Annotated in this window: 16 protein-coding genes; all 16 read right to left on the minus strand. The window is 40.4% G+C overall.

Going from position 1 to position 18,161, the window contains the following annotated elements; genetic code table 11:
- Positions 1-19: 19 nt before the first annotated feature.
- Positions 20-1,102, minus strand: a complete 1,083-nt coding sequence (locus HCN54_RS08180; RefSeq protein ID WP_167597312.1) for an efflux RND transporter periplasmic adaptor subunit — start codon at positions 1,100-1,102, stop codon at positions 20-22.
- 152 nt (positions 1,103-1,254) lie between these two features.
- Positions 1,255-1,626 (minus strand): hypothetical protein, encoded by a 372-nt coding sequence (locus HCN54_RS08185; RefSeq protein WP_167597313.1) that lies wholly within the window; start codon positions 1,624-1,626, stop codon positions 1,255-1,257.
- 184 nt (positions 1,627-1,810) lie between these two features.
- The gene (gene argH / locus HCN54_RS08190) at positions 1,811-3,109 is read right to left on the minus strand and encodes an argininosuccinate lyase (protein ID WP_167597314.1); all 1,299 of its coding nucleotides are present in this window, start codon (positions 3,107-3,109) and stop codon (positions 1,811-1,813) included.
- A gap of 60 nt (positions 3,110-3,169) precedes the next feature.
- The gene (locus HCN54_RS08195; protein ID WP_167597315.1) at positions 3,170-4,234 is read right to left on the minus strand and encodes a M20 family metallo-hydrolase; all 1,065 of its coding nucleotides are present in this window, start codon (positions 4,232-4,234) and stop codon (positions 3,170-3,172) included.
- Positions 4,234-5,010: an acetylglutamate kinase gene (argB, locus tag HCN54_RS08200; RefSeq protein WP_167597316.1), complete on the minus strand. Its 777-nt coding sequence runs from the start codon at positions 5,008-5,010 to the stop codon at positions 4,234-4,236. Before argB ends, HCN54_RS08195 begins: the two co-directional genes overlap by 1 nt.
- A 9-nt stretch (positions 5,011-5,019) precedes the next feature.
- On the minus strand, positions 5,020-5,970 hold the full coding sequence (locus HCN54_RS08205) for an N-acetylornithine carbamoyltransferase (protein WP_167597317.1): 951 nt from the start codon (positions 5,968-5,970) through the stop codon (positions 5,020-5,022).
- Positions 5,971-6,029: 59 nt separating this feature from the next.
- Positions 6,030-7,163 carry an aspartate aminotransferase family protein gene (locus HCN54_RS08210; RefSeq protein WP_167597318.1) on the minus strand — a complete coding sequence of 378 codons (1,134 nt, stop codon included), beginning with the start codon at positions 7,161-7,163 and terminating at the stop codon, positions 6,030-6,032.
- Positions 7,150-7,962 (minus strand): pyrroline-5-carboxylate reductase, encoded by an 813-nt coding sequence (gene proC / locus HCN54_RS08215; RefSeq protein WP_167597319.1) that lies wholly within the window; start codon positions 7,960-7,962, stop codon positions 7,150-7,152. Before proC ends, HCN54_RS08210 begins: the two co-directional genes overlap by 14 nt.
- 62 nt (positions 7,963-8,024) lie before the next feature.
- Complete coding sequence (gene argC / locus HCN54_RS08220) at positions 8,025-9,002, minus strand: N-acetyl-gamma-glutamyl-phosphate reductase (RefSeq protein ID WP_167597320.1); 978 nt, start codon at positions 9,000-9,002, stop codon at positions 8,025-8,027.
- Positions 8,999-10,186, minus strand: coding sequence for an argininosuccinate synthase (argG, locus tag HCN54_RS08225; protein ID WP_167597321.1), 1,188 nt, complete (start codon positions 10,184-10,186; stop codon positions 8,999-9,001). Before argG ends, argC begins: the two co-directional genes overlap by 4 nt.
- A 47-nt stretch (positions 10,187-10,233) precedes the next feature.
- Positions 10,234-10,899: a GNAT family N-acetyltransferase gene (locus HCN54_RS08230; protein ID WP_167597322.1), complete on the minus strand. Its 666-nt coding sequence runs from the start codon at positions 10,897-10,899 to the stop codon at positions 10,234-10,236.
- Between the two features lie 385 nt (positions 10,900-11,284).
- A complete protein-coding gene (locus HCN54_RS08235; RefSeq protein ID WP_167597323.1) occupies positions 11,285-12,880 on the minus strand; it encodes an NADP-dependent glyceraldehyde-3-phosphate dehydrogenase in 1,596 nt (531 codons plus the stop codon).
- Between the two features lie 93 nt (positions 12,881-12,973).
- On the minus strand, positions 12,974-14,281 hold the full coding sequence (ilvA, locus tag HCN54_RS08240) for a threonine ammonia-lyase IlvA (RefSeq protein WP_167597324.1): 1,308 nt from the start codon (positions 14,279-14,281) through the stop codon (positions 12,974-12,976).
- A 36-nt stretch (positions 14,282-14,317) separates the two neighbouring features.
- The gene (ilvC, locus tag HCN54_RS08245; protein ID WP_167597325.1) at positions 14,318-15,817 is read right to left on the minus strand and encodes a ketol-acid reductoisomerase; all 1,500 of its coding nucleotides are present in this window, start codon (positions 15,815-15,817) and stop codon (positions 14,318-14,320) included.
- A gap of 74 nt (positions 15,818-15,891) precedes the next feature.
- The gene (gene ilvN, locus HCN54_RS08250; RefSeq protein WP_072979426.1) at positions 15,892-16,419 is read right to left on the minus strand and encodes an acetolactate synthase small subunit; all 528 of its coding nucleotides are present in this window, start codon (positions 16,417-16,419) and stop codon (positions 15,892-15,894) included.
- Positions 16,420-16,421: 2 nt separating this feature from the next.
- Complete coding sequence (gene ilvB, locus HCN54_RS08255) at positions 16,422-18,158, minus strand: biosynthetic-type acetolactate synthase large subunit (RefSeq protein ID WP_167597326.1); 1,737 nt, start codon at positions 18,156-18,158, stop codon at positions 16,422-16,424.
- Positions 18,159-18,161: the final 3 nt, after the last annotated feature.

The following is an 18,161-nucleotide window of genomic DNA, read 5'->3' on the forward strand; positions in this document are numbered from 1 at the left end:
CCTTTTTTAGAAGAAGTGCTTACTCAGCGTAAAGAGCTAATTCAGCCATCGCTTCACTAGGATCTTCTACTTCATATTCTACTTTATCATTCTCTCTTACCAATCGTAATCCTTCAAGAAGAATTTTATCATCGGTGCTCAGACCGTCGCTCACAGCATACAAGTGCGGCATTTCTTCAGCGATGGTAATTTGTCTAGAGTGAACAACGCCTTCGTCATCTATCACATAGCAATACTTCTTGTCTAGGACTTCAAAAGTTGCTTTCTGTGGAATTAAAAGCGCATTTTCTAAAGGAATAGTAACGTGTACATTACCGGTTTCTCCGTGACGTAGTAGCGCGTCAGGGTTAGGGAAAGTAGCTCTAAAAGGAATATTACCCGTTTCGTTATTGAAGTCGGCTTCAATGGTTTCTACAATACCTTTGTGACCAAAGTATTTGTTGTTTGCCATAAGCAATTCAACTTCTGGTTTTGTAGCATCTTTCAGCGCAGCTTTATAATCAAGATACTCTGCTTCAGGAACATTGTAGTACACCCACATAATATTATTATCTGAAAGATTGGTGAGCAATTCGCCCTCATCTACCAGACTACCTAAACGCACGTGGAAGCGGTCAACGATCCCGTCAAATGGTGCTCGTATCTGAGTAAATTCAAGATGTACTTGGGATAGCGCAAGCTCTGCATTGGCCTTTTCTAACTTGGCTTTAGCCATAGCCAGTTCGTTAGGCGCAACCACATTGCTATCGGCGAGTTTTTTAGTGTTTTGGTATTCAATATTGGCAAATTGTGCTTCGGCTTTTGCTTTTTGCATTTCTGCTTCATAAAGCTTCGGCATAATTTGAAAAAGAAGCTGTCCTTTTTTTACGGCTTGACCTTCGTCAACAAATATTTTCTGAAGATACCCGCGCTCCTGAGCACGTAATTCAATATGACGACTTGAGTGAATTTGGGCAACGTAATCTTTTGTAATTACCGTATCCTTTCGCATAGGATTAGTAACATAAAAGGTAGTTTCTTCTTCCTTTTCGTGGTGTTCTGACTTGCAGCTTACGTGGAACAACATAGTCCCCAAGCCCAACATCATGAGAATCTTTTTCATGTGATGTGAATTTTACTTTAAAAAATTAAATGGATTTAAAAGCTTTTCCCGAACGGAAAAAACATAGGAATGTCTCGGCTTCTTGGCTAAGTGTGAGGCACCAAAAAACTGAAACAGGTTTAGCCCAAACAATGTGGGCTTAAAAGTTTAAATCAAAGTCTAAATACCTGGAATAAAAGGTATGGCTTTACTGAAGCGCTTAAAGAAGAACGCGCCTTAGTTTTTAAATGTTTGTATTTAAAGTAAAAACATCTGGGAACAGATGTCTGTGTAGCGAGGGCTGCGGTTGCAAGGCTTTGGCTTGTTTTAGAAATTGAACGATCGCTTTCTTCAATTTCAAATTCTGCGATTCTTAATTCTAAGTTTTGACTGTGAACCACATCAAAATGTGGTTGATTCAAATCATTGACGAAGGTTTCTTCAGAAGCATTGGATTGCATTGCTGAATCAGCCGGCAGGTAAGAACTACCTGAAAGCTGCACAAAGCCAGCAAAGAATACAATAATTGAAAAAAGAAACTTCATAAGTCCTTTGAATTAAGACGAGACAAAATTAACAGAAGACTTAGCAAACCACCAAAAATTGTAAACGAAAAGTTTTAAGAAAAATCATTTTCTTAGCTTTTCATCTAAACACAAAGTGATCTCATAAAAAAAGTGGCATAAAAATAACTTTATGCCACTTTTTAGCTTAAAAGCTTACGCAATGCTATTTAATATCTAAAGCGGTGGAAACTTTGCGCATTTTAGCCTTAATTTCGGCAAATCCCGGATTATGAATGCTCCCTATGTGAGTATGATTTTTTCCGGCTTCCGGCTTGTACGTCCCATCTTGTACCTGGCCTCCTATTTGTTGATAAGCCTCTCTAAACGATTTACCTTCTACTACCAAATCGTTAATGCTATCAACAGTAAACAGGTATTTATACTTCTCATCGTTCAGGTCAATTTCTTTAACGATCACCTGACCAATCACATAATCAAAGATCTCTAAAATGTCCTTGATGGTCTCAACCGCGCTTATCGTATTTTCTTTCAGCAACTGATAATCTCTATGATACCCGCTGGGCAAATTGTTAGTGATCAAGACCATTTCGGTACTTAAGGATTGAATCTGATTACACTTCCCTCTAATCAACTCAAAAACATCAGGATTCTTTTTATGCGGCATAATACTGCTTCCCGTAGTCAGATGCTCCGGAAAACTCACAAAGCCAAAATTCTGACTCATATACAAGCACACATCCATCGCAAAACGGGATAGTGTGTTGGCTAAACTTCCCAAAGTAGAAGCCAATGTACGTTCACTTTTACCGCGTGCCATTTGTGCTGCAACCACGTTATATTTCATCGTGGCAAAACCCAATTCTTTGGTCGTCATCTGACGATCTATAGGAAACGAACTTCCATAACCTGCCGCAGAACCCAGTGGATTTTGGTCAACAATATCCTGAGTCGCATTGATCAATATTACATCGTCGATCAATAATTCGGCATACGCTGTAAACCAAAGACCAAAACTGCTAGGCATTGCAACCTGTAAATGTGTATAACCAGGCAACAACTTATCTTTATGCTTTTCACCAAGATGCATTAAGGTTTCAAATAATGAAACCGTACGTGCTTTTATTTGCTGTAACTGTTCTTTATAATACAACTGAAGCGCTACCAAAACCTGATCGTTACGCGAGCGCGCAGTATGTACTTTTTTACCGGTATCACCTAGAATAAGCGTTAATTCTGCTTCTAGTTTAGAATGAATGTCTTCATATTCGGGCTCTATAAAGAAATCCGGATTTTGCGTATGCGCTTCTAAAATATCAAGCTGCGGAAGCAAACTTTTCAATTCCTCATCGGTGAGAATGCCTATTTTATTCAGCATTTTTACGTGCGCGCGTGTCGCTTGCACATCATATTTAGCAATATGCACATCGATCTCACGGTCGTTACCCACCGTAAAATCGATTATCTTGGTATCTATATCGGCACCTTTGTCCCAAAGTTTCATATCTCTTGTTTTTTATTCCCTAGGTATAGGGAATCTAATTATTCCGCGAAGGCGGAAATCTTAAAGTATACTTTTCAGCAAATCTATATAAATTTCGATTCCTTCTTCTATTTCATTTACATAGATAAATTCGTTAGCACTATGTGAACGTGTGCTATCACCGGGACCCAATTTAAGCGAAGGACAACTCAACACCGCCTGATCACTAAGTGTAGGCGAACCGTAAGTACTTCTTCCTAGCGCAATACCGGCTTTAACCAAATCGTGATCTACAGGAATTGAAGAAGAGTTCAATCGCAAACTACGCGGAATAATCTCGTCGCACGGTGCTTTTTCCTGAAGTAGATCGGCTATTTCTTTATTGGAATACGCATCATTCACGCGTACGTCAACAACCAATTCCACATCTGCTGGAACCGCGTTATGTTGCTTCCCTCCTTTGATCTGCGTAACGGTCATTTTTACATCGCCCAACGCATCTGAAGATTTATCAAATTTGAAATTCTTAAACCATTCTAAAACTTCAATACAATTGTAAATCGCGTTGTTATCGTTAGGATGCGCTGCATGAGAAGGTGTTCCTTTCACTTTGGCGTCAAACACCACAAGACCTTTTTCAGCAACTGCAAGATTCATCAAGGTAGGTTCACCCACGATTGCAACATCAACCGGCGGAATCACCTTCAGCATACTGTTCAAACCATTGGGACCGCTGCTTTCTTCCTCCCCACTGGCAACAATAACCAAATTGTATTTTGGATTTTTCTGCGCGTAGAAATAGGTAAAGGTTGCGATTAGCGAAACCAAACATCCACCAGCATCATTACTCCCTAAACCATACAATTTACCATCTTCTATATCGGGACTGTATGGATCGCGTGTATACCCATTATTAGGCTGCACCGTGTCGTGATGACTGTTAAGCAGCAATGTAGTTTTGCCTTCTTGAAAATCTTTATTGGTTGCCCAGATATTATTGGCCTGTCTTTTAAAAGGAATATCGTGCGCATTAAACCAAGCTTCAATTATCGCAGCGGTACCTTCTTCTTCGGAAGAAAAAGATTGGGTCGCGATCAATTTTTTAAGTAGCTCAATGGCTTCCTGTGTAAGTTGCTCTCTATTCATTACAGTCTTAAGGTTGTAAAATTAGCATCTTTATGGTGTAGCATTTCGGGTTTTCCTAAACGTACTTGCTGCACACCGCCTTTTAAAGCGTAAAAACAGTTTTCCATCTTCGGAAGCATTCCGTCTGCTATAATTTTTTCTTCTAACAATTCAGCATATTTGGCCAAATCAATGTCTTTAACTACTGAAGTATCGTCGTTAATATCGAGTAAAACACCGTTCTTTTCAAAGCAATAATTCAATGTAACCTCATAGTTTGTTGAAAGTCCACGTGCCAATTCGCATGCGATCGTATCTGCATTGGTATTGAATAATTGCCCGTTTCCGTCGTGTGTTATCGCACAAAATGCCGGCGTAATCCCAATACTCAAAAGCTTATCGATCATCTCTGAATCTACAGCTATCACGTCACCTACAAAACCAAAATCGATTTCCTTAACCGGTCTTTTTACAGACAAGATCGTATTCCCATCTGCGCCCGAAAATCCAATGGCATTACAATTTCTGGCTTGCAAACCGGCGACGATGCTTTTGTTCACTTTTCCTCCGTAAACCATCGTGATTACTTCAACCGTTTCGGCATCGGTAATTCGACGACCATTCACCATATTTACCGGGATTGCCAATCGCTCAGCTAGCTGACTTGCCAGCTTTCCGCCACCGTGCACTAAAATCTTCGGCTCCGGAAGCGCTGCAAAAGCATCTAAAAAAGACTGAAGATCTTCTTCTTTCTCGATAATGTTTCCACCTACTTTGACGATGTTTAGCTTTTTCATTTTCGGCGTTTAATTCAGGTTTTCTAATATCTTTTTCAAAACCACCTGGGCTGAAAACGTACGATTATTTGCCTGCTCGATCACCACAGATTGTTCGCCATCTAAAACTTCGTCTGCAACGATCACATTACGACGTACCGGCAAACAATGCATAAATTTGGCATCACCCAGTTTTTCATCGGTGATCGTCCAACTGCTGTGCGAATCTACAGTTGCTAAAACTTTACCGTAATCCTCATAATTACTCCAGTTTTTAACATAAACAAAATCTGCATCTTTTAAGGCCTCATCTTGATCATAAACCACAGGCGTATCCTTCATCGTAGCATCGCTCAGTTCGTAACCTTTAGGATGCGTAACGGTAAGGTCAACATCCATTTTCTGCATCATCCCAATAAAGGAATTGGCCACCGCATGCGGTAATGCTTTAGGGTGTGGCGCCCAGCTCAATACCACTTTCGGCTTTTTCTTTTGAGAAAGCTCCGTGATGGTAATAGCATCTGCCAAAGCTTGTAACGGGTGTGCCGTTGCACTTTCCATATTTACCACCGGTACTGTGGCGTATTTTACGAAATTGGAGATCACGTATTCTGACTCGTCCTTGGCTTTATCAGTCAAGGTTGGGAAAGCACGTACCGCAATCACATCACCGTATTGCGAGATCACTTTTGCCGCTTCTTTCACGTGCTCAGAAGTATCTGCATTCATCACAGTGCCGTCTTCAAATTCTAATTTCCAGGCGTCGCTGTTAAAGTTCATCACCGTAACATCCATTCCTAAGTTACTTGCTGCTTTTTCTGTACTTAGACGCGTGCGCAAACTCGAGTTGAAAAACAGCATCACCAGGCGCTTGCGCTTTCCTAAATGTTCATATGCATAGGGATTTGCTTTTAACGCGCGTGCTTCTGCGATTAATTCCTGTAGATCTGTAATGTCGTCTAAACCGGTGTATTTTTTCATTAGTTGATTCCTGTCAAAATGTTAGTTAGCAGCCGAAATCTCTGCTAGAGTTATGTTTATTATAAGTTGTTTAATTCTATTTTAAGTGCTTCAAAAAACTGATCAATATGCTCGTTCTGAACCGTTAACGGTGGAAGAATGCGTATCAAGTTTTTATTTTTTGCACTTCCTGTAAAAATATGCTGATCGTAAATCAGCTTTTTGCGTAAGGCTGCCGTATCAAAATCAAATTCGATTCCCAGCATCAAACCGCGACCTTTTACCGCTTTGATCTGCGGAATTTCAGTAGTTTTTGCTTTAAAATGATCTGAAACACGTAACGCGTGCGCCATCAAATCTTCTTCTTCTAAAACTTCAAGAACAGTCAAGGCTGCGGTACACGCCAAGTGATTTCCCCCAAAGGTGGTTCCTAGCATTCCGTATTCTGCTTTGATCGAAGGGTGAATAAGAATTGCTCCAACCGGAAATCCGTTCCCCATTCCTTTAGCCATCGAGATCAACTCAGGCTCCACGTTATATTCTTGAAAAGCAAAGAATTTGCCGGTACGGCCAAAACCTGCCTGAACTTCGTCTGCAATAAGGCAGGTGCCAGTTTCCTTGCATAGTTTATCAACGCCTTCGTAAAATTCAGCAGTACTGATGTCTAAACCACCAACACCTTGAATAAACTCCACGATTACCGCACAAACATCGCCCTTTGCTAAAACTGCGGCTAAAGCGTCCAGATCTCCTAGGGGTAAAAATTCAACTTCTTGCTGTGCGTTAATAGGTGCGACAATCTTAGGATTATCGGTCGCGGCGACAGCTGCTGAAGTTCTTCCGTGGAAACTGTTATGAAAAGCGACTACTTTTTTTCTTCCGGTAACGAAAGATGCCATTTTCAGTGCATTCTCATTAGCCTCAGCCCCACTGCTACACATAAACAATTGATAACCGAGACAGTTTGCCTGAAGTGGTAATTTTTCGCCTAAAGCTTCCTGTAATGGGTTTTTAACCGCATTGCTATAAAAGCCGATATCGCCCAATTGCTTGGTAAGATTTTCTACATATTTAGGATGTGCGTGACCTATAGAGATCACTGCATGACCTCCATATAAATCCAAATATTTGGTAGGCGCTGCATCATAAACCCAGACGTCCTGAGCTTTAATGGGTGTCACATCATAAAGTGGATAAACATCAAATAAACTCATTATTTCGATCTGTTTTTATAACATTAATTTTATTGAAAGATGCAACCATACCTTGAATCAATGACGAACTCAAGCCTTTATGCTCCATCTCGTTCAATCCTTCTATGGTACAGCCTTTTGGTGTGGTTACACGATCGATCTCTTCTTCCGGATGATTCCCGGAATCGATCAATAATTTTGACGCACCGTTACAGGTATGCATCGCCAATTCTTGTGCTTCTTTAGCATCAAATCCTAATTGAATTGCTGCCTGTGTTGTGGCACGAATTAAGCGCATCCAGAATGCAATTCCGCTGGCGCAAACTACTGTTGCTGCTTGCATTTGTTTTTCAGGAATGATCAAGCTGTTTCCTAATCTGTTGAAAATAGCTTCGGCGATCTTAATACGCTTCATTCCTTTCTCGTTACTCGCCAAACACGTCATCGACGCACCAACCGCAATCGCCGTATTCGGCATCGCCCGAATGATGAATTGGTCAGTCCCCACAATATCTTCAATTTGCGAAATTTGATAACCTGTGATGGTTGAGATCAACACGTGTTTATCTGTCAATTCATTTTTGATATCGTGTAAAATATTTGCCAATTGTGCGGGTTGCACTGCAAAAATCAAAATATCAGATTTTTGAACAGCCTCAACATTATCTGAAGTAACAAAAACATTTTTATATTCGGCGTACGACTCAATTCCCGCAGGATTACGACGGGTCATATATAACGAAGTGATCGCATTATTGGTAATTAAACCTTTAGCTATTGAAAGCCCCAAATTACCTGTACCTATGATTGCTATTTTCATTTTTAATATCTTTTTATCATTTCCGTGAAGACGGAAATCTTTTTATACGCCTCTCTAAAGGCTTAGAAATAACTTCCTTTTAAATTCAAGCCTTCGGTTTGTGGTAGGCCGAAAATCAAGTTCATATTCTCTACCGCCTGTCCTGAAGCTCCTTTTAAAAGATTATCAATACAACTGGTGATCAATAATTGATTTTCATGCTTGTGCAAGTGAATCAGACATTTATTGGTGTTCACCACTTGCTTCATATGAATATCCGAATCGGAAACAAAAGTGAATGGTGCTTCGGCATAAAAATCGGTGTAGATTTTTTTAATAGCTTCCAGGTCTCCTTCAAATTTGGTGTACGCGGTTGCGAAAATTCCACGAGAGAAATTCCCACGATTTGGAAGGAAGAAAATCTCCTTGTCAAAACCGCTTTGCAAACTTTTAACCGACTGATTGATCTCACCCATATGTTGGTGGGTAAACGGCTTGTAATATGAGAAGTTATTATCTCTCCAAGTATAATGCGTCGTTGCCGAAAGTGAGGTTCCCGCGCCGGTAGCACCGGTAACCGCATTGATATGAATGTCTGAAGTAATATTTTTTGAATCTGCTAACGGAAGTAACGCCAACTGGATGGCAGTTGCAAAACATCCCGGATTTGCAATAGAACCCGCTTGTTTGATCTCGTCTTTATTCAGTTCTGGAAGACCGTAAATGAATTCCCTTCCTTGAAACTCAGCGTCTGGTTTTAGCCTGAAATCATTACTTAAATCAATAATGATGGTTTTTTCAGAAAACACATTTTTATCTAAAAAAGCTGTTGAATTTCCGTGTCCTAAACACAAGAAAACCACATCAACATTAAAATCAACCGTATCAGCAAACCGAATATCAGTACTTCCTAGTAGGTCTTGATGCACATCGCTTAAAAGATTTCCGGCATTTGAAGTACTGAAAACAAAACTTAGATCAACATACTTATGATTCAGTAAAATTCTGATTAACTCTCCTGCCGTATAACCGGCTCCACCAATTATTCCAGCTTTGATCATGAGTCTCCGTTTACGTGGTTATAAATTTTATTTTGATTCCCGGTGATTTTGATAAAGCCTTTAGCATCATCTGCCGTCCAGCCTTTGTTCATCTCACCATACGCACCAAACGAAGCATTCATCAAGTCGTGATCAGACTTTATTCCTTCTAATGTGAATCGATACGGTTGAAGCGTCACATACACTTCACCTGAAACATTCTTTTGACTATCGGTTAAAAATGCTTCCAAGTTGCGCATTGCGGGATCAAGATATTGTCCCTCGTGCAGGTGCATTCCATAGAAATTAGATAAATAATCTTTGTGCTGCATTTGCCATTTTGTAAGCGTGTGCTTCTCTAGCAAATGATGCGCTTTTAAAATAATCACAGGTGCAGCAGCTTCAAAACCTACACGACCTTTAATCCCAATAATCGTGTCACCCACGTGAATATCACGACCGATACCAAACGGAGCCGCAAGTTTTTGTAAAGCTTCAATATTTTCTACAGGAGATCCTAATTTGCCATTTACAGCGGTAAGTTCGCCCTTTTCAAAGGTCAAGGTTACTTTTTCTGCTTCAGATTTTTCTACCTGAGAAGGAAAAGCAGATTCCGGCAAACCTTGGTGTGAAGTCAAGGTCTCACTTCCGCCAACAGAAGTTCCCCATAGTCCACGGTTTATAGAGTATTGTGCTTTTTCCCAAGACATCTCCACCCCGTGACTTTTTAAATAATCGATCTCTTCCTGACGTGAAAGTTTTAAATCTCTAATAGGTGTGATGATCTCAATCTCAGGTGCCAAAGTTTGAAAGATCATATCAAAACGCACCTGATCGTTTCCTGCTCCCGTGCTTCCGTGAGCTACGTATTCTGCCCCAATAGATTTCGCATAATTGATGATCTCAACCGCCTGAATGATACGTTCTGCACTTACCGAAAGCGGATAGGTATTGTTTTTCAAAACATTTCCATAGATCAAATACTTAACTACTTTGTCATAAAAGCGGTCTACCGCTTGTACATTTTTGTAAGTTTTTGCACCGATCTTTAAGGCTTTAGATTCGATTTCGTCAATCTCTTCTTGCGTAAAACCACCGGTATTAATGCTTACCGCGTGAACATCAAATCCTTTTTCTTCTGAAAGGTATTTTGCACAATAACTGGTATCTAATCCGCCGCTGTAGGCGAGAACTAATTTTTTCATTTTATTCTATTTATTCTGAAAACGCTCGGTAAGTGAGCTTAAGGTTTTTATTCTTCTTTTTTTTTATCTTTTTTCAAAAACAAGTGTTCTTTGATGCTTTTTAAGCGCGTAAATGCTTTAGGATTCACCTCCTCTTTCTCACGAACTCTTTGATTGATTTTCTCTTCAATTTCCTGCTTTTTCTTTTCTTCTTTTTCAGGATCATAAAGCATTCCTGTGCACAAACACATTTTTTGCTCAGTACGTTGAAGAATGTCATAGTTTCTGCAGGTTTGGCAACCTTTCCAAAAGGTAGGATCATCTGTCAATTCTGAGAAGGTCACAGGGCGATATCCCAAGTCTGAATTGATCTTCATCACGGCAAGACCGGTAGTGATTCCAAATACTTTAGCATCAGGATATTTAGCTCTGGAGTGATTAAAGATCGCTTCTTTGATCTGGCGCGCGAGTCCGCTACCTCTATAATCCGGATGTACTATAAGTCCTGAATTAGCAACAAACTTACCGTGGCCCCAAGCCTCGATGTAGCAAAAGCCGGCAAATTTCTCACCGTCAAGGGCGATCACTGCATTGCCGTTTTCCATCTTGGTAATGACGTATTCAGGTGTACGCTTGGCGATTCCGGTGCCGCGTACTTTTGCAGATTCTGCGATGGTATCGCAAATATATTGTGCATATCCCGCATGGGATTTGTTAGCAATAATAATTTCCATATTCAATTGAATTGGAAGTTAGAAAAAAGTGAAATTGTAATTTGAATCGAAAGTTGGAACCGGACTCACCTAAGTTCCCTAAAAATATGCACCCACTAGGGGCGGCGGCGCTCACGGCGGCGTACAGGAATATAAACCAATGTAGTGTTGGTTCTGTTAACTGGGTATAAAGAATTAAGCAACGCATTTACCGCTTGCTTTAGCTCTGTTATATGTCTTTTTATTCCCTTCATTGTTGATGCTAAAATACAAAGTAGATTTAAATGAACCTCCAGATTTTACTAGAAATATCAAATAAATCTACTTTTTTAAATATTCTTCAGTTTTCAATACAAAAAGCACTTTTCACTGATTGATTCATAATAAACCAAATCATTTTTGAAGGTTACAGCAAGTAATCTGTACTTACAAAGTTTGATTTTTTGGTATCCAACAGCTCATTAAGGATCGCATTGTTGTATGCATTGTCTTTAGAAGCCACAAAGGTACGTATGGAGAACGAACGCAAGGCATCGTGTACGCTTAATGTACTCACCGCTGAATCCTTTCTACCTGTAAACGGATAAACATCTGGACCGCGCTGACACGAACTGTTTAAATTCACACGACATACTAAATTAACCAAGGTGTCTATCAAGGGAGCAAGTGCTTTTACATCTTTACCGAAAAGACTTACTTGCTGTCCGTAATTCGATTCAGCCATATCATCTAAAGGTTCGTCGATGTGTTTAAACGTCAACACCGGAACTACAGGGCCAAATTGTTCTTCTTTGTAAACCTCCATTTCTTTAGTCACCGGAAACAATACTGCCGGCCAAATAAAGTTTTCTGAGCGCTCCCCGCCTTTTGCGTTGATCACTTTTGCGCCTTTGGCTTTAGCATCATCAATCAATTGCTGAATATAATCAGGTTTTGAAGGTTCTGGGAGCGGCGTAAGTTTCACATCATCTTCCCAAGGCAAACCAAATTTTAAAGCATCAACAGCCTCAGCATATTTTCTATTGAAGGTTTCTGCGATATTTTCATGTACATAGATCACTTTCAACGCTGTACAGCGCTGACCATTAAAAGATAGTGTTCCGGCGATGCATTCTGCAACTGCAAGATCTAGATCAGCATCCGGTAAAATTATTGCGGGATTTTTTGCTTCGAGACCTAAAACTAAGCGCAAACGGTTTTGTTTTGGGTGCAATGCCTGAAGCGAATTGGCCGAAGAACTATGACCAATTAAAGCTAGAACATCCACCTTTCCGGTTTTCATAATTGGTGTTGCCACGGCTCTACCTCTACCAAAAAGAATGTTCACCACTCCGGCAGGGAAACTTTCTTGAAAAGCTTCAAGCAACGGCGTGATTAATAGAACGCCATGCTTAGCCGGCTTGAACACAGCCGTATTTCCCATAATCAATGCAGGAATCAACAAACAAAATGTCTCGTTAAGCGGGTAGTTATAAGGACCTAAACAAAGCACAACGCCTAAAGGACCTCGTCTAATATGCGCGTGAATACCACCTTCTTTATAGAATTTAGCACTCTCCCGATCCATATTCTTATAATCTTCGATGGTATCAAGAATATATTCAACTGTGCGATCAAACTCTTTTTGCGAATCCGGGTAATTTTTACCAATCTCCCACATCAGCAGTTTTACAATGAGTTCGCGCTTTTCTTTCATTTTTGTAACGAAAGTTTCCATACACTTAATACGGTCGGCAACTTTCATTGTGGGCCACAAGCCCTGACCGCGATCGTAGGCTTTGTGCGCAGCATCAACTGCTGCAATAGCTTCAGATTCGCCCAAAGAAGGAATAGAGCCCAAACGAGTTGGTTGACGCTCTCCATCTTTTTCTGTATGAATGCTTGAGAAAACATCTGCTACTTCACCATTCCAATTGTGCATTTTCCCGTCAATTAGATAGGTGCGCTGCTCAATAGAGTCAACTTTAAACTGATCTGGAATATCTGTGGGTAATTGTTTCATAGGTTGATTAGATTTTGACAAAATGAATTGACTTTAAGACTGCTATATTGAAAATATACAACTTAAAGAGCTAAGCGGTAGGTTATTAAATCTTTAAATCAGGAATTCAAACAAGTCTGGTTTATCATTGAGATATTCTCCGAAGAAATTTCTACTCTTCATTCGGGCTATTAACGGGTCAAGATCCTTACGGTCTTTCAGCTCTATGCCTACCACCGCAGGGCCATCTTCACGAGAGGTTTTCTTCTTATATTCAAAAAAGGTAATATCGTCTTCCGGACCTAGGATTTCATTTAAGAACTCGCGCAATGCACCTGCGCGCTGTGGGAATCTTATGATGAAGTAGTGTTTTAATCCTCGATACAAAAGGGCACGTTCTTTAATTTCGGCAGTACGGGTGATATCGTTGTTGCTTCCGCTCACGATACATACTACATTTTTACCTTTGATCTCATCAGCAAACTGATCTAGCACCGATAAAGTTAAAGCCCCAGCCGGTTCAACTACAATCGCTTCTTTGTTATAAAGATCAAGTATAGTCTGGCAAACCTTCCCTTCAGGTACAGTTACCATTTTCTCCAAATATTCTTTACAGATAGCAAATGTGCGATCTCCTACGCGCTGTACAGCAGCACCGTCAACAAACTTTTCGATCAGCGAAAGCGTCGTATTTTCCTTATTAAAGATCGAAGTGCTCATTGAAGGAGCGCCTTCGGGCTCTACCCCTATTACTTTAGTATTGGGCGAAAGCAAATGAAAAACCGTACTCAACCCGGAAGCTAAACCACCACCACCTACGGGAACAAAAACATAGTCTATCTCTTCTTTACTCTGTTCAATAATTTCTAAACCAACGGTTGCTTGACCTTCAATAATCTTTTCATCATCAAAAGGATGTACAAAGATTTTACCTAGCGCATCGCATTCAATTTTAGAAGCTTTATAGGCATCGTCAAAAGTATCTCCGGTAAGCACTATTTTAGCATATTCACCACCAAACATTTCTACCTGCTCGATCTTTTGCTTAGGCGTAGGTGACGGCATAAAAATAGTACCGTTGATCTTCAGCTTGGCACAAGCAAAAGCCACGCCTTGCGCGTGATTTCCTGCACTGGCACAAACAATTCCTTTGGCGCGCTCTTCATCGCTAAGCGAATTGATCTTATTGAATGCTCCCCGAATTTTATACGATCTTACCTGTTGCAAATCTTCACGCTTCAACATAACATTGGCGTCAAACTTGCGCGAATAGTTTAAACTCGGCATTAAAGGAGTCAACGCAGCAACCCCTTCTAAGGTTTTGGCTGCTTCCCTTATTTGCTCCAGGTCAGGAAAAAATGTAGTTTTTAAATCGCCCAAAATAAAAGTATTAGGATTAAGTAAGCCTGTCTCAAAATGCATTGTGACAGGCTTATTCTATATGAGTTAAGAAAATTTTTAAGCTGTCACAGCCTCTCCAGAAGCTACGGTCTTAATATCTTTCATCGCAGTCATTGACTCACGTAACCAAGCTCCAACCGCTTCAACTTCGTGTTCACGAATCGCATCGTTTACAGCAATAAGTGTTTTGTTATCAACACTATTGTCTGTCGCATACGCTTTACCAATCACATTGGTATCAATACCTTTCATAAACTCAGTAAGCATTGGTTTACACGCGTGATCAAATAAATAACAACCGTATTCTGCAGTGTCAGAAATTACGCGGTTCATCTCGAATAATTTCTTACGTGCAATAGTATTTGCGATAAGTGGCGTTTCGTGAAGAGACTCGTAATAAGCAGATTCTTCAATGATTCCGGCTTCGGTCATGGTTTCAAAAGCGAGTTCTACACCGGCTTTTACCATAGCTACCATCAACACCCCGTGATCAAAGAATTCCTGCTCGCTGATTTCCTGACTTCCTGCAGGTGTTTTTTCAAAAGCAGTTTCTCCTGTTGCTGCTCTCCATTTAAGAAGATTCGCATCATCATTAGCCCAGTCTTCCATCATTGTTTTTGAGAAATGACCAGAGATGATATCATCCATATGTTTGTGGAATAATGGACGTGTGATATCTTTAATTTCTTCAGCAAGTTCAAAAGCTTTGATTTTTGAAGGATTGTTCAAACGATCCATCATATTGGTGATTCCACCGTGCTTTAACGCTTCGGTAATGGTTTCCCATCCATACTGAATCAATTTTGAAGCGTAACCTGCATCAATTCCTTTTTCAACCATTTTGTCAAAGCAAAGAATAGAACCGGTCTGCAACATTCCGCATAGAATGGTTTGCTCCCCCATCAAATCACTTTTTACTTCAGCAACAAAAGAAGATTCAAGAACACCTGCTCTGTGACCACCGGTTGCTACAGCATAAGCTTTTGCCTGATCAAGACCTTTTCCTTCAGGATCATTCTCAGGGTGTACCGCAATAAGCGTAGGTACACCAAAACCACGCTTGTATTCCTCACGTACTTCAGAACCAGGACATTTAGGCGCGCACATAATAACGGTTAAGTCTTTACGCACTTGCATTCCTTCTTCTACAATATTGAAACCGTGGCTATATGCCAAAGTAGCACCTTCTTTCATCAATGGCATAATCGTATTCACCACTGAAGTATGCTGCTTGTCTGGAGTAAGGTTACAAACCAAATCTGCAGTTGGGATGAGTTCGTCATAGGTTCCTACGGTAAACCCGTTATCTACAGCATTTTTATACGAAGCTCTTTTCTCTTTAATCGCACCTTCGCGCAACGCATAAGAAATATCTAAGCCGCTGTCACGCATATTTAACCCTTGGTTTAACCCTTGCGCACCACAACCTACGATGACTACTTTTTTTCCGCGTAAAGCTTCTACCCCATTTGAAAATTCTTCAGATTCCATAAAGCGGCATTTGGCAAGTTGTGCCAACTGTTCTCTTAGGGATAGTGTATTAAAGTAATTTGACATTTTGATTTATTTTTAATGATATTGATTAGTTAATTTTATTAGCGCCGCTAAAAGGCTTTTACCTTTTGGGCTGTTTACTCGGCAAATTCTGCCAGCATTTTAGAGATTTTCATTTCGTCTTTAGTTACCGAAATTCTTCCGGAACGTACAAATTGCATAATTCCAAAAGCACTTAATTCGCGGTATAAAAGTTCGATCTCACTACGACGACCGGCTTTCTCCAGAACAAAAAACTCTTTGTTCACCGTCACAATACGCGCGCTACTTTCTTTTATGATATTTTGAATTTGGCGCTCTTCAAATAACAAGTCAGATTTGATTTTAAACAGACAAGTCTCTAAAAAAATCGTCTCTTCATCGGTATGATAGAAGGCTTTGATCACCTCTACCTGCTTTTCAAGCTGACCGATGATCTTTTTCATACGTTCTTCGGTAAGGTTGATCACGATGGTAAATCGCGACACGCCTTCGATCTCTGAAATCGAAGTGTTTAAACTCTCGATATTTATTTTTCTACGCTGAAATATCGCCGAAATACGGTTAAGCAAACCGATGTTATTTTCGGTATATATAGAAACGGTATATGTTTTTATCTCGCTCATAACTACTCAAGTCTAATATCTGAAACTGATGCTCCTGTTGGGATCATCGGGAATACGTTATCTTCTTTTTCTACAGTAACTTCAAGGAAATATGGTCCATCTGAAGCTAGCATCTCTTCGATAGCTCCTGCAAGATCTTCACGTTTTGAAACGCGTTTTGCATCTATATAATAGCCTTTGGCAATTGCTACAAAATCAGGGTTGATCAATTCGGTTGAAGCATAACGACGGTCAAAGAACAACTGCTGCCACTGGCGCACCATTCCGAGGAAATCATTATTCAACACCACGATCTTTACAGGAACTTTAGTTTGAAAAATGGTTCCTAGTTCTTGAATAGTCATCTGATAACCACCATCACCAATGATTGCAACTACAGGACGCTCTGGCGCTCCCATTTTTGCTCCAATTGCTGCCGGAAGTGCAAATCCCATCGTTCCTAAACCACCGGAAGTTACATTGCTTTTTGACTGGTTGAATTTGGCGTAACGACAAGCGATCATTTGATGTTGCCCCACATCTGAAACGATCACCGCATCTCCTTTTGAAACTTTATTGATTCCTTCAAGGACTTCACCCATCGTCAAACCTTCTTTCTCAGGAGTGATATCGTCTTTAATGATTTTATCAAATTCTACTTGATACAGCTCTTTAAAACGGTTGAGCCATTCGGTATGTTTTTTCTCTTCTAGAAGAGGAAGTAAAGCCGCCAGCGTTTCTTTACTGTTTCCAAGAACAGCAATATCAGCAGTAACGTTTTTATTCACCTCAGCAGGATCAATTTCAAAATGAATCACTTTTGCCTGCTTTGCATACGTATTTAAATCACCGGTAACACGATCATCAAAACGCATCCCGATAGCGATTAACACATCACACTCATTAGTCAATAAGTTAGGTGCATAATTTCCGTGCATCCCTACCATACCCACATTTAAAGGGTGATCTGTAGGAATCGCCGAAACTCCAAGTATCGTCCAGGCTGCAGGAACTCCAGATTTTTCAACTACTGCCTTAAACTCTTCTTCTGCTTTACCTAAAATAACACCTTGCCCCCAAACGATCATTGGCTTTTTAGCATTATTGATCGCTTCAGCTGCAGCTTGTAAAGCTTCAGGGTTTAGTTTTGGCACCGGTTTGTAACTACGAACCGCAGTACATTTTTTATACGCAAAATCAAACTCTTCAAACTGTGCATCTTTTGTAATATCGATAAGCACAGGTCCCGGACGGCCACTTTTTGCGATGTAAAACGCTTTAGCCATCACCTCCGGAATTTCAGAAGCTTTTGTGATCTGATAATTCCATTTTGTAACGGGTGTAGAAATACCAATAATATCAGTCTCTTGAAACGCATCACTACCTAATAAATGCGAAGCCACCTGCCCGGTAATACAAACCATCGGCGTAGAGTCTATTTGTGCATCAGCGATCCCGGTAATAAGGTTAGTTGCACCAGGTCCCGATGTTGCAATTGCGACGCCTACTCTTCCGCTTACACGTGCGTACCCTTGAGCGGCGTGCGTAGCACCTTGCTCGTGACGGGTCAAGACGTGATGAAGCTTGTCTTGATATTTGTACAACTCGTCATAAACGGGCATAATCGCCCCTCCGGGATAGCCATAAAGTGTATCTACACCTTCGGCAAGCAAGCATTTTATGATAGCTTCTTTTCCGGTTAAACGCTGCGTAGCTTCTACTGCAGTGTCTTGCAATTTGATTGTTTGTGTATTATCCATACC

Source organism: Leeuwenhoekiella sp. ZYFB001 (assembly GCF_011784865.1).
In the GTDB taxonomy this organism is placed as follows: domain Bacteria; phylum Bacteroidota; class Bacteroidia; order Flavobacteriales; family Flavobacteriaceae; genus Leeuwenhoekiella; species Leeuwenhoekiella palythoae.